General features: G+C 68.6%; 10 protein-coding genes. 6 read left to right on the top strand and 4 right to left on the bottom strand.

Annotated elements, in window-relative coordinates:
* The first annotated feature begins 14 nt into the window (after window positions 1–14).
* Window positions 15–620 carry a hypothetical protein gene (locus ACZ1DY_RS19405; RefSeq protein WP_465485247.1) on the top strand — a complete coding sequence of 202 codons (606 nt, stop codon included), beginning with the start codon at window positions 15–17 and terminating at the stop codon, window positions 618–620.
* Window positions 621–666: 46 nt separating this feature from the next.
* Here ACZ1DY_RS19405 and ACZ1DY_RS19400 read toward each other — a convergent pair whose 3' ends face one another.
* A complete protein-coding gene (locus tag ACZ1DY_RS19400) occupies window positions 667–1,275 on the bottom strand; it encodes a TetR/AcrR family transcriptional regulator (RefSeq protein WP_465485246.1) in 609 nt (202 codons plus the stop codon).
* 164 nt (window positions 1,276–1,439) lie between these two features.
* Here ACZ1DY_RS19400 and ACZ1DY_RS19395 point away from each other — a divergent pair, with 164 nt between their 5' ends.
* Genes ACZ1DY_RS19395 through ACZ1DY_RS19385 form a run of 3 tightly spaced genes read left to right on the top strand, consistent with a single transcriptional unit; the run spans window position 1,440 to window position 4,944 of the window.
* Window positions 1,440–2,243, top strand: coding sequence for an SDR family NAD(P)-dependent oxidoreductase (locus tag ACZ1DY_RS19395; protein WP_257487347.1), 804 nt, complete (start codon window positions 1,440–1,442; stop codon window positions 2,241–2,243).
* Window positions 2,244–2,269: 26 nt separating this feature from the next.
* Window positions 2,270–3,397: a DUF5938 domain-containing protein gene (locus tag ACZ1DY_RS19390; protein ID WP_465485245.1), complete on the top strand. Its 1,128-nt coding sequence runs from the start codon at window positions 2,270–2,272 to the stop codon at window positions 3,395–3,397.
* 17 nt (window positions 3,398–3,414) lie between these two features.
* The gene (locus tag ACZ1DY_RS19385) at window positions 3,415–4,944 is read left to right on the top strand and encodes an AMP-binding protein (RefSeq protein ID WP_465485244.1); all 1,530 of its coding nucleotides are present in this window, start codon (window positions 3,415–3,417) and stop codon (window positions 4,942–4,944) included.
* On the opposite strand, the gene ACZ1DY_RS19380 is transcribed toward ACZ1DY_RS19385, so the two are convergent.
* Window positions 4,941–5,846, bottom strand: coding sequence for an Lrp/AsnC family transcriptional regulator (locus ACZ1DY_RS19380; RefSeq protein ID WP_465485243.1), 906 nt, complete (start codon window positions 5,844–5,846; stop codon window positions 4,941–4,943). The two genes, ACZ1DY_RS19385 and ACZ1DY_RS19380, sit on opposite strands and share 4 nt — an antisense overlap.
* A gap of 209 nt (window positions 5,847–6,055) precedes the next feature.
* On the opposite strand from ACZ1DY_RS19380, the gene ACZ1DY_RS19375 reads away from it, so the two are divergent.
* Together ACZ1DY_RS19375 and ACZ1DY_RS19370 are read left to right on the top strand one after the other, a co-directional pair.
* Entirely contained in the window at window positions 6,056–7,717 is a 1,662-nt protein-coding gene (locus ACZ1DY_RS19375; RefSeq protein ID WP_465485242.1) for an amidohydrolase, read from the top strand.
* Window positions 7,714–9,003, top strand: a complete 1,290-nt coding sequence (locus ACZ1DY_RS19370) for an MFS transporter (RefSeq protein WP_465485241.1) — start codon at window positions 7,714–7,716, stop codon at window positions 9,001–9,003. The genes ACZ1DY_RS19375 and ACZ1DY_RS19370 overlap by 4 nt, the downstream gene beginning before the upstream one ends.
* Before the next feature lie 105 nt (window positions 9,004–9,108).
* Here ACZ1DY_RS19370 and ACZ1DY_RS19365 read toward each other — a convergent pair whose 3' ends face one another.
* On the bottom strand, window positions 9,109–10,683 hold the full coding sequence (locus tag ACZ1DY_RS19365) for a succinic semialdehyde dehydrogenase (RefSeq protein ID WP_465485240.1): 1,575 nt from the start codon (window positions 10,681–10,683) through the stop codon (window positions 9,109–9,111).
* 13 nt (window positions 10,684–10,696) lie between these two features.
* On the bottom strand, window positions 10,697–12,325 hold the full coding sequence (locus ACZ1DY_RS19360) for a GMC family oxidoreductase (protein WP_126731264.1): 1,629 nt from the start codon (window positions 12,323–12,325) through the stop codon (window positions 10,697–10,699).
* Window positions 12,326–12,517: the final 192 nt, after the last annotated feature.

The following is a 12,517-nucleotide window of genomic DNA, read 5'->3' as shown; positions in this document are numbered from 1 at the left end:
GAGAACAGCACGCAGTGACCTCACCGGCAGCACAGCTCGAATCAGCACTGGCCGCCACCATCACAGAGAAGACGGCACGCGGCTCGACAGACGTCCTACCACCCCCTCGGGGATGGCATCCCGGCGCCAGGATCGGGGCCACCGCCGAACAAGGGGCGCTCATCGCCTACAACGACGACGGATCCGCCGGCATCTGCGTTCTCGAGAACGGCAGGGGCAGGTGGCTGAACCTGCAATCCGAGGGCCAGGCCCGGGATTTCGCCGGTCGCCCGTATTCGGTATGGCACTGGATGCCCGCCTACAACGGCCGCCCCGCCTGGCTGCTGGGCGCGCTCACCCGTGAAGCGGCCCGATTGGAACTGGTCGGCAACGACGGCACGGTGGCCGAAGCCGACATCGTCGACGGCACCTTCGCGGCGGAAATAGCCGTGGACATGGTCAGCCTCCGCGACGCGAAGGGGAGGCTGGAAAGCCACGAACCCGGCTCCGACGAAGGGCGCGCGGAGTTCGAGCGCCTGATGGCGGACTCGCGAACGGAAATGACCAAGCTCAAGGTCCGGGTCTACGACGGCACCGGAGCGCTGCTTTACGACGGCGCGGCGATCGACGGCACCGATTAGGCGAATCCGTTCGATGGGCTCCACACCCAGGAGCCCATCGAACGGATTACGAGACCAGCCGCCTTAGCAACGACCCGGCGTCCTCGGCGAGTCCGTTCTCCTCGCCGGCGAGATGGTGGAGCAGCGCCTGCTGGAACAGGCCGTCGAAGGCGGCGTAAGCCACCTGCCTTGTCACGACAGGCGCCGCGTCGGCGAGTTCGGCATAGCGCTCAACGACGCGCCAGATCATCGCCTGCCGCTGGGTGTCGATCTCCAGCACGTCGGCGCGGAACGCGGCCTCGAAAAGACTCTGATTCCGCAGGTCGTACCACAGCCGGTGCATTTCGGCGTCCGCCCGCAGCGTGTCCGCCATCGCGACACCGAAGCCCCGCTCGAGCTCCTCGGCCGACTTCGCCATGGCCACGGCCTCGTCGTAGCGGGTCACGCACACTTCTTCGAACTTCCGGACCGCGTAGGTCAGCAGCTCCACCTTGTCGGTGAAGTAGTAGTGCAGCACGCCGTGCGAGAAGTTCGACTTCTGCGCGATCTCCCGCAGGCTCGTCCTCGCGTACCCCAGCTCGGACAACGCCTGCAGCGCGGACTCCGCCAGTTCCGCCCGCCGCTGGGCGAACTTGTCGACGCTCCGGCGTGCGATCCGCTCGCTCGTCTCGGTCACCACGAGTTCCTGTCCGGTCCGGGAGCCCGCGCCTGCCGCGGGTCCCACAGTCTAGCGTCGCCGAATTCTTGACGACTGTCCAAGGAAATCTTGACGACTGTCCAAAACTGGCTCAGGATGTGACGCACGCCGCAACCGCGGACCGTCTCAAGGAGGAGAAGTCCATGGGTTCGTACGACCTTTCGGGCCGGAAAGCCCTGGTCACGGGTGGAGCGCAGGGCCTGGGAGCCGGAATGGCCGAAGCGCTGGCCCTGGCGGGCGCCTCGGTGGTCATCGGCGACGTCCAGGAGGACCTCGGGCGCGCCACCGCCGATCAGATCAAGCAGAAGGGCGCCAACGCGGGCTTCGTCCGGCTCGACGTCACCGACGAACAGAGCTGGGAGCAGGCGGTCGCCGCGGTCATCGGCGAACTCGGCGGGCTGGACATCGTGGTGAACAACGCCGGCGTCGAGATCACCGGCCTCGTCGCCGAACTGGACCCCGCCGACGTGCGCAAGATGCTCGACGTCAACGTGCTCGGCACCGCGCTCGGCGTGAAGCACGCCTTCCGCGCGATGCGTCCCGGTGGCCCCGCGGGCACCGGTGGCGCCGTCGTGAACATCGCCTCGGTCGCCGCGACCATCGCCTTCCCCGGGATCGCGGGCTATTCGGCGACGAAATCGGCGGTCGACCGGCTGACCAGGGTCGCCGCGATGGAGGCCGGGAAACTCGGCTACGGCGTCCGCGTCAACTGCGTCTACCCCGGCCTCGTCCCCACCCAGATGGGCAACCAGCTCGCGCAGGACGTCGTCGAGGTCGGCCTGTTCCCCAGCGTCGAAGAGGCCATCGGCGCCGTCATCGGGCAGACCCCGGCCGGGCGGCTCGGCGAGGTCGCGGACATGGCCGACGCCGTCGTGTTCCTCGCTTCCGACGCCGCCCGCTTCATCACCGGCGCCGGGCTCCCGGTCGACGGCGGAATGGGCATGTGACCAGCACCGACCCGAAAGGAATCACCATGAGCAGCCCCAAACCCGTCGTGGTCTACGGCGCCTCCGGCTACACCGGACGGCTGATCTGCGAGTACCTGCGCGAGTACAACGTCCCGTTCATCGCCGCCGGCCGGGACAAGGCCCGCATCCAGGAAGCGATCGACCACGTCCCCGGCCTCGACACCATCGACCACGAGGTCGTCGAGGTCTCGCACGACGTCGAAGCGCTCACCGAACTGTTCCGCGACGCCAAGGTCGTCTGCAACACCGTCGGCCCGTTCAGCGAGTACGGCCACGAGGTCGTCGAAGCGTGCCTGCGCACCGGAACGCATTACCTCGACACCACCGGCGAACAGGACTGGCTGATCTCCGCCGAAGACCGGTACGGCGAGCAGATGGCGGAGCAGGGCCTCCTGCTCTCCCCCGGTATCGCGCAGATGTACACCACCGGCGAGATCGCGGCGAACCTCTGCCTGGAGACCCCGGGACTGGACACTTTGGACATCCTGGTGTTCTGGAAGGGTTATCCCACGGTCGCTTCCACGAAGACCATCCTCGTCAACGCCGCGCTCTCGGCCGCGTACTACCTCGAACAGAACGAGTACCTGCCCTGGCCCGCGGACGGCGGCCTGCAGGACGTCACCGTGCCCGGCCACCACGAAACCGGGCTGGCCCTGCCTTGGGGCGGTACGTCGCATCCGGTCTGGTTCAAGAACGACGCCCGCGTGGCCAACGTCAAGGCCGTCGGCGGCGTCTTCGACCGCGCGCTCATGCAGGGTGTGCCGCAGATCGTCGCTGCCGTGCTGGAACAGGTGAAAGACCTGCCACTGGAGGAAAAGATGCGCGTGCTGGCCGAGCAGGCCGCGGCGGTGCGCGACGAGATGCCGCCGCGGGAGAACCAGCGGCTCAACACGTCGCTCGATTCGGTGCACGCCTCGGGACCGCTGGGCCGCGCGCACTGCGTCATCCACGGCACGTGCAATTACAAGCAGACCGGGCTGATGCAGGCTTACGGCGCTTACTCGCTGCTGCAACAGCCGCCCAAGCGGGTCGGGTTCGCGTCCGGGTGCCAGGCTTTCGGTCACCGCGAACTGCTCGGCGTGCTACGAAGCTTCGGGCTGGTTTCGAAGCCGGTCTTGACCGTCCACGACTGACCCGGGAGGACGAGCGCGTGCGACTGACCGACTACCTCGACAAGGGCGCTTCACTCGATCCGGCGGCGCCCTGCCTCACGATGGGCGACACGTCCCTCAGCTACGCCGACGTGCGGGAACTGTCCTGGCGGGTGGGGCGGGCACTGGCCCGCTCCGGGGTCAAGCCCGGCGACAAGGTGGCGATCCTCTCCGGGAACGATCCCCTGTCGTTCGCCTGCGTCTTCGGCATCAGCCGGGCAGGCGCAGTGTGGTGCCCGGTCAACCCACGCAACGAGGCCGCCGAGAACAGGGAGCTGCTCGACCTGTTCGACTGCACCTGCCTTCTGGTGCAGGAGTCCTTCGCACCGCTCGTCTCCCGGATGCTCCCCGATTTACCGAAACTGTCTACAGTGGTCTGTCTCGACGGTTCGATGCCCGGCGCGGTAACGTTTTCCGATTGGCTCGACGACGCCGAGCCTTGGGAGGAGAGCCCACCGGACGACCTGGTCCTGCTCGTCGGCACCGGCGGCACCACCGGACGGCCCAAGGCGGTGATGCTCAGCGGCACCAACGTCGAGACGATGTCGGCGCTCACTCTGATGAGCTATCCGTTCACCGGGCGGCCGCGTTACCTGGCGCTCGCCCCGCTGACGCACGCGGCCGGCGTGCTCTGTTTCCCGGTCCTGACGCTCGGCGGCGAGATCGTCGTGATGCCGTCGCCGGACCTCGGCGAATTCCTCGCGCTGGTCGAAAGCCGCCGGATCACACACACCTTCCTGCCGCCGACGCTGATCTATCTCCTGCTCGACAATCCGGCGCTGGACGGCGCCGATCTTTCATCGCTGCAATGCCTTTGGTACGGCGCGGCGCCGATGTCGGCCACCAAGCTCGCCGAAGCGATCACCCGGATCGGTCCCGTCTTCGGGCAGTTGTTCGGCCAGAGCGAAGCGCCCATGATGATCTCCACGCTCGCCCCCGCCGACCACGTCCATCCCGACGGCTCGCTCGCCCTCGAACGGTTCACCTCGGCGGGCAGGCCCACCCCGCTCACCCAGGTCGCGATCATGTCCGGGACGGGCGAGCTGCTCCCACCCGGCGAACGCGGCGAGATCGTCGTCCGCGGTTCTCTCGTGATGCTCGGCTACTACAAGGATCCGGACGCCACGGCGGAAGCGAGCGCGCACGGCTGGCATCACACCGGCGACATCGGGTATCTCGACGACGACCACTACCTCTACATCGTCGACCGCGCCAAGGACATGATCATCACCGGCGGCTTCAACGTCTATTCGGCCGAGGTCGAGCAGGCGCTCATGGCCCATGAAGCGGTGCGGGACTGCGCCGTCATCGGTCTGCCGCACGAGAAATGGGGCGAGCAGATCACCGCCGTCGTCCAGCTCCACGCCGGGAAGACCGTCGCGGCGCGAGAACTCCGCGCCGCCGTCAAGGAACGGCTGGGCGGTATCAAGACCCCCAAGGAGATCCTGATCTGGCCGGATCTCCCCCGGTCCAAGATCGGCAAGGTGCTCAAGACCGAGATCCGGAAATCCTTGCTGGGAAACGACTAGCGGCGCGCAAGTTCTTCCGCGGTCGGCAGCGGCCACTCGTAGCGTTCCTTGGCGATGCGGAGGTGGACCCACGTCTCCGCGGTCACGACGTCGGGCCTGCCGCTGATCTCTTCGAGCGCCCGGTCGAGGTCGCGGGCGGACTGCGCCGCGATGGTGGCGACGACGTCGAACCGGCCGATGGTCCTGGCCAGGAACTCGGTGTCGTCGCGCGCGGCGAGCGCCGCGGTCACCGAGTCACCGGCGCCCCGCACGTTGAGGCCGATCCCGCAGACCAGACCGGCGTCCGGGCGGGCGCGGCTGAGCACCGGCGCGATCCGGATGACGTCGTGTTCCAGGAGGAAGCGCACGCGGGTGCGGGTGGCCGACGGTGAAAGCCCGACGTGCCCGGCGATGCTCGCGTAACTTTCCCTGCCGTCGGCCTGCAACCGCAGCATGATCGCGAGGTCGCGGTCGTCGAGCCGCAGCCAGGGCGGCAGCGGACGGCCGGGCATGAACAGGCCCTTGACCACGTCCACGTAGACGAGCGTGTTGACCTGCTCCACCTCCGGCAGGCCGCGGATGTCCGCCACCGTGCGGTACAGCTCCGGGGAATCGGGCAGGCGCAGCTCGGCGACGGTCTGGTACTCCCCGCTCACCGCCGAGACGAAGGCCGCGGCCGGCAGCGCCGCGATGGCGTCCGTCGTCGCCTGCGAGCGGCCCGAGGTGCGGATCGCGAGATGCGCGTACGCGGTCAGGCCGAGGAACTCGGGATGGACAGCCGCGACCACGTTCAGCGAGCCGTCGGCCTTCAGCTGCTCCAGCCGCGCTGATACGGCCGACCGTGACGCCCCGATGCGGTGAGCCAGGTCGGCCACGCTCATCCGGCCGTCCGCGCGCAAAGCCGCGACCAACGCGTCGTCCACGGCGGTTCTCCTCTGCTGAATTTCCGACGGTGTGCCGCACCATATCACCGACGAGAACCCCTCTCGAACCGCAGAGATAGCGCGTTATGTTCATGATCGCCGTCAAATCAATCGTGAACACCGTCCGTGCACGACCGATCTGATTGCGCTCAGGGTTTTCGTCGCTTACCTTCGCCCCACTTCACCGTCGAACCCCTGGAGTCCGCGCGATGCGTCTGCTGCCCCTCGATCGTTCAGTCCTCGACGCGAGAGCGACGATCCTGCATCCCGACGAACTGGTGACCGTCGACGACGCCACGGAAGGCGCCGAAGCGGTACTCGTGTTCGCCGAGGAGATCGCCGCGGTCGGCTCCGTGGACGAGTGCCGCGCCCGCGCGGCGGGTCTCGGCCACCCCGAGCCGGAGGTGCGACGGCTGCCGGGCACGCTCCTGCCGGGCTTCGTCGATCCGCACGCGCATCCCTTGATGTACGGGCAGATGATGACCTGGGTCGACTGCGGTCCCGAGCGCGCGTCGACCATTCCCGAGATCGTCGCGCTGCTGCGCGAAGCGGCCGAGAGCACCCCGGCGGGCAGGCCCATCCGAGGTTACGGCTACGAGCACCGCAACCTCGCCGAGAAACGCCACCCCCGCAAGGAGGAGCTCGACGCGGTCGCTGAAGACCGCGAGGTCTACCTCATGAACGCGAGCGGCCACGGCGGCGTGGTCAACAGCTTCACGTTGCGGCGCAACGGCGTCACCCGCGACACCCCGGATCCCGACGGCGGGGTGTTCTTCCGGGACGAGCAAGGCGAGCTCACCGGGGAACTGTCGGACGCGGCGTGCAACATCCTCACCGGCGTCACGGGGGTGAAGGTCGGGCGGCACGGGCCGAACTTCCACCTCGAGGACGAGCCGGAGGAGCACGCGCGGCAGCTGGCCGCCGCGCAGGAGAAGTTCCTCGCCGCGGGGGTGACCGCGATCGGCGACGCCCAGGTGACACGCCGCGAGTTCGACATGTATCTGCGGCTGGACGAAGCCGGGCAGCTCAAGACACGCGTCCACATGTACCTGCTGTCGCATTTGCTCGACCAGGCCTTGGAAATGGGGCTGCACGGCGCTTTCGGCACCACGCGTCTCGCGTTCGCGGGGATCAAGTTCTACGCCGACGGCACGCTCGGCGGCTGGACCGCGTACTTCCCGGACGGCTACGTCGGTGATCCGTGCCGTACCGGGCAGCTCTACCACGACCCGAAGGACTACTCGGCGCTGATCGGCAAGGCGCATGAGGCCGGGCTCCAGACCGCGACCCACGCCCAGTCCCCCGACGCGATCGCCATGGTGCTCGACGCCATCGAGGACGCGCAGCAACGGAATCCCCGGCCCGACGCCCGGCACCGCATCGAGCATTGCGGGCTGCCGTCCCCGGAGCAGATCGAGCGGATGGCCGCGCTCGGCGTCCACCCGGTCAACCAGCCGCAGCACTACTACAACTGGGGCGAAGGCGTCACCGACGCCGTCGGCACCCCCGGCGAGCGGTTCAACCCCCTCGGCGAGTTCCAGGCGGCGGGCGTCCCGGTCACGCTGAGCTCGGACGCCCCGGTCGCGGAGCCGAACCCGCTCGAAGCCATCCAGACCGCGGTGACCAGGACGACCCGCCGCGGTCACCGGCTCGGCGGCGACGACCTGCTGATCGACGTCCGGTCGGCCGTCGCCGCCCACACGATCGCCGGCGCCAGGGTGCTCGGCCGTGAACGCGACCTCGGCTCGATCACCCCCGGCAAACGCGCCGATTTCGTGCTGCTCGGCGAGAATCCCCTCACCTGCGAGCCGGACCGGATCGCCGGTATCCGCGTGCTCGAAACCTGGATCGACGGCGAGGTGGCCCGATGACCGTCCAGACCGACACCCACTCGCTCCGCCGCGCGCGCCGGGCCGGGCTCGCGGCCTTCGTCGGCACCACGATCGAGTGGTACGACTTCTACATCTACGCCACGGCGGCGAGCCTCGTCTTCGGCACCGTGTTCTTCCCCGAAACCGGCGACCGGCTGACCGGCGTCGCGGCGGCCTTCGCGACGTACGCGGTCGGGTTCTTCGCGCGGCCGCTCGGCGGCATCGTGTTCGGGCACGTCGGTGACCGGGTCGGCCGCAAGACCGCGCTCGTGGTGACCCTGACCATGATGGGCGCGGCGACCTTCCTCGTCGGCTGTCTGCCCGGCTACGCGCAGATCGGCACGTGGGCGCCCATCCTGCTCGTGGTGCTCAGGTTCGTCCAGGGGCTCGCCGTCGGCGGCGAATGGGGCGGCGCCGTGCTCATGGCCGTCGAACACGCGCCGCCGGACAAGAAGACCTTCTACGGCGCCTTCGCGCAGGCGGGGAACCCGGCGGGCGCACTACTGGCCACCGGTCTGTTCAGTCTTCTGAGCACCGGCGGCACCGAATGGCTCACCACGTGGGGCTGGCGGATCCCGTTCTTCGCGTCGGTGCTCCTCATCGGCGTCGGTCTCATCGTGCGCCTGAAGGTCGAAGAGTCCCCGGTCTTCGAGGAGACCGTCGAAGAAACCGGCGTGCCGATCCTGTACGCCGTCCGGACGAACTGGAAGCCGATCCTGCTGGGTATCTGTGTGCTGCCCGTCGCGGTCGGCGGCTATTACCTGGTCACCACCTTCGCGACGGCGTATGCGACCGATCCGGCCGTCGGCGTCTCCGAATCGCTGGTGCTCAACGCGCTCACCATCGCCGCGTTCGTCGAACTGGTCGTCAGCTTCGGCGCGGCCTGGCTCGGTGATCGCTTCGGCCGGGTGCGGGTGGTCGTGATCGGCCTGGCCGGTGTCGCCGTGCTCGCCGCTCCGCAGTTCCTGGTGCTCTCGACCAAGAACGCGGCGCTGATCATCGCGGCGTTCGTGGCGATGCGCCTGGCGATGACGGCGACCTACAGCCCGATCGCCGCCGTGCTGTCGCAGATGTTCCGGCCGCGGGCGCGGTACACCAGCATCTCGCTGTCGTACCAGCTGGCGGGCGCGCTCTTCGGCGGGCTCTCGCCGCTGGTGTCGACGCTGCTGTTCCAGGCGACCGGCAGCATCTGGCCGGCGATCGGCCTGCTGGTCGGCATGTGCGTGCTGAGCATCGTCTGCGTGCTGGCCGCGCCGCAGCACACCGACTCCGTGGACACGGTCTAGCGCGGCGGACGAGTGCGTCCGGCATGTCGCGAAAGCCACTTTCGGGACGTCTGGTGTCCCGAAAGTGGCTTTCGCGACACGGGACCGCAGGCACACCGACGACGTTCAGCGGATGCGCAACCGCCGCATGAGTTTCAGCCCGGACAGCATCCCCTCGACGTACTTCTCGTAGGTCTGGCCGCCGCGGGGACCCATGACCTGCTTCTTGAGCACCGCCACGTTCTTCACGTCGGTGTACTTGAGCAGGCCCTGGTCCCCGTGGCGGGCGCCGACGCCCGAGTTCTTGACCCCGCCGGACGGCGTCCCCTTCGAGGCGTACGCGGTGGCCAGGATGTCGTTGATGTTGACGTTGCCGGACTCGATCCGCGCGGCCACGGCCCGCGCGGCGCCGACGTCGGTGCCCCAGACCGAGGCGTTGAGGCCGTACTCGGTGTCGTTGGCGAGTGCGACGGCCTCGTCGACCGTGCGGTATTTGTGCAGTGCGACAACGGGTCCGAACGTTTCGGTGACACCGCAGAGCATGTCCTTCGTGACGCCTTCGAGGATCGTCGGTTCGAAGAACGCCGGGCCGAGGTCGGGCCGCGGCTTTCCTCCACAAAGGACGGTCGCGCCCTTGGCCACGGCGTCGTCCACATGGGACTTGACCCGGCTCATGTGGTCGACGGAGACGAGCGAGCCCATGTCCGGCCCGAAGTCGTAGGCGGCGCGGACGTCGAGCGCCTTGGTCCTGGCCACGTACGCGTTCTTGAACTCGTCGTAACGGGACTCGGGCAGGTAGATCCGCTCGATGTGCATGCAGATCTGCCCGGTGTTGCCGAAAGCGCCGAAGATCGCGCCCTGCACGGTCTCGGCGAGGTCGGCGTCTTCGAGCACGATCATCGGGTTCTTGCCGCCGAGTTCGAGACAGCAGCCGATGAGGTTGCGGCCCGCCCGCTCGCCGATCACCCGGCCGGTGGCGGTGGAACCGGTGAACATCACGTAGTTCGCCTGGTCGATGAGCGTCGGGCCGACGTCCGGGCCCTCGCCGCACACGACCTGGAACAACCCCTTCGGCAGTCCCGCCTTCTCCAGCAGCTCGACGCCGTAGAGCGGGGAGAGCGCGGTCTTGTTGTCGGGTTTCAGCACCACCGCGTTGCCGGCCATCAACGCCGGGACGGCGTCGGAAATGCCGGTGGCGAACGGGAAGTTCCACGGCGCGATGATCCCGACCACGCCCTTGGGCTGCCGGATCTCGGTGGACGTCGTCAGGAACGGGACCGGCCCGCCTCGTTTGGTCGGCGCCAGCAGTCTGGCGGCCCGCGTCAGGTAATGGCTCATGACCATCGCCGGGTCGCAGGTCTCCTCGATCGCCATCCGCCGGTTCTTGCCGCTCTCGACCTGAATGAGGTCGGTGACGGCCGGCGCGTTGTCGACGAAGAGCGTGTGCGCCCGTTTGAACACCTCCAGCCGCTGCTTGAGCGGTGTGGCGCCCCATTTCTCCTGCGCGGAGCGCGCGGTGGTGAACGCCTGCTCGATGTCGGCGGGGGTCGACTGGGGCAGCTCGACGAGCACGTCACCGGTGTAGACCTCGGTGAGTTTCCAGGTCGCGCCGGACGAGCCCGGCACCCGGGCGACGAGCCGTTGGAGGAACGCGTCGGTCACCGACGCCGGTCGGGTGAGCGCGAGCGGTGTGACGGTCATGGCCCTCTTTCCGTCAGTTGTCCTGAAGAACGAGTTGCGCGCCCATCTCGCCGATCATGATGGCGGGCGCGTTGGTGTTGCCGCCGGTGATCGACGGCATGATCGAGGCGTCGCAGACCCGCAGGCCGTCGACGCCGCGGACCTTGAGGTCGGGACTCACGACGGCGAGCTCGTCGACGCCCATCCGGCAGGTGCCGACCCCGTGGTAGACCGACGTCGCGCGGTTCAGGATCGCGTCGCGCAGCTCCTGGCCCTGCAGCGACTTGCCCGGGTGGAGTTCTTCCTTGATCGAGCCGTTGAAGGCCCTCGACGCGAAGATCTCGCGCACCATCTCCGAGCCCTCGCCGAGCAGTTCGAGATCCGCCGGGTCGGACAGATACTGCGGGTCGATCAACGGCGGGGCCGTGGGATCGGCCGAAGCGAGGCGCAGCGTGCCGCGGCTCTTCGGGTAGATCAGCGTGGTCAGCACGGTGAGCGCGGGCCGTTTGTCGACGTCGTGCCGGATCGGCGCGTCCTGGTTGGGCGTCACGTACGCCCACGGCAGGAGGTGGAGCTGGAGGTCGGGCACCTCGGCGGCCTGGGAGGTCTTGAGGAAGGCGACCGCCTCGAAGACCGAGTTCGCCAGGAACGTCGTCCCGGGCCGCATCAGTTCGCTGACGAGGCCACGCGCGAAGTACGGCGGCGTGCCCCGGTTCTTGCTCGACGACGCGCGGAAGGTCAGCGCGTGGAACATGTGGTCGTGCAGGTTGTCGCCCACCGGCAGGTCCGCGACGACGTCGATGCCGTGTTCCTTGAGGTGCTCGGCGTGGCCGATCCCGGACAGCATCAGCAGCTGCGCGGACCCGACGAAACCCGCCGAGAGGATGACCTCCTTGCCCGCGCGGAGGATCCGCTGTCCCCCGTTCGCGTCGACGACCTCGACGCCGACGGCGCGGCCGTTCTCGATGACCACCTTCTTCGCCAGCACCCCGGACTGGACCTCCAGCGTGGCCGGCGCGAGATGGTGGATGTAGCCGCGCGAGGCGCTGTAGCGCAGGCCGTCGGCGGCGTTCTGCTGCATCCGGCTGACGCCCTCTTGCGACCCGGCGTTGTAGTCGTCGAGGATCTCGCAGCCGATCGCTTCGGCGGTCGCCTGGAGGAACTGGAGCGTGCCCTCCTGCGGGGTCTTGTTGCGGGTGACCCGGATCGGGCCGCCCGCGCCGCGGAACTCGCTCTCGCCGTCCTCGAAGTCCTCCATCCGCTTGTACGCGGCGTTGACGCTGTCGGCGTCCCAGCCCTTGTTGCCCTCGGCGGCCCAGGAGTCGAAGTTGGCGCGGTTGCCGCGGACGTAAACCATGCCGTTGATGGAGCTGGAGCCGCCGACCACCTTGCCGCGCGGCACCGGCATGCGACGATCGAGAACGTGTTTCTGCGGCACCGAGTAGTAGCCCCAGTCGAACGGTTTCTTGAGCTGGGGCACCGCGTGCATCGGGCCGACCAGCCCCGGCTTCCTGACGAGCAGCTTGTCGTCGCTCTTCCCCGCCTCGAGCACGATCACGCTGGCACCGGACTCCGCCAGCCGCCCCGCGATCGCGGCGCCCGAGCTGCCCGATCCGACGACCACGTAGTCGGCCTCGTCGCCGCGCGCAGCCCTGTTCGCCATGTCCGCTCCTCGGTCCGCCCACCGTGCAGAACTGTAACCTGTTCTAGTTCTGTCACCGTATAGCGAGACCGGCCGGTTCCGCAACGGGCGGTCGCTCCCCGGCCGGTCTTCGAGACCTCGGTGTCTGTTGGTGAACCCGCGTCGGCAGGGCGCGACCTGGTCATATCTCTCACGCCCGGCCCCAGCTCCGCC

This window comes from Amycolatopsis sp. PSD-21, from assembly GCF_055561455.1.
Note: the sequence above shows the minus strand (reverse complement) of the source record. Positions and strands in the feature narration are given on the sequence as shown.

What these genes read in the sequence shown, in the direction of transcription:
- ACZ1DY_RS19395 (WP_257487347.1), top strand. Translation starts at nt 1,440, where the DNA reads ATGGGTTCGTACGACCTTTCGGGCCGGAAAGCCCTGGTCACGGGTGGA.
- ACZ1DY_RS19390 (WP_465485245.1), top strand. Translation starts at nt 2,270, where the DNA reads ATGAGCAGCCCCAAACCCGTCGTGGTCTACGGCGCCTCCGGCTACACC.
- ACZ1DY_RS19375 (WP_465485242.1), top strand. Translation starts at nt 6,056, where the DNA reads ATGCGTCTGCTGCCCCTCGATCGTTCAGTCCTCGACGCGAGAGCGACG.
- ACZ1DY_RS19370 (WP_465485241.1), top strand. Translation starts at nt 7,714, where the DNA reads ATGACCGTCCAGACCGACACCCACTCGCTCCGCCGCGCGCGCCGGGCC.
- ACZ1DY_RS19365 (WP_465485240.1), bottom strand. Translation starts at nt 10,683, where the DNA reads ATGACCGTCACACCGCTCGCGCTCACCCGACCGGCGTCGGTGACCGAC.
- ACZ1DY_RS19360 (WP_126731264.1), bottom strand. Translation starts at nt 12,325, where the DNA reads ATGGCGAACAGGGCTGCGCGCGGCGACGAGGCCGACTACGTGGTCGTC.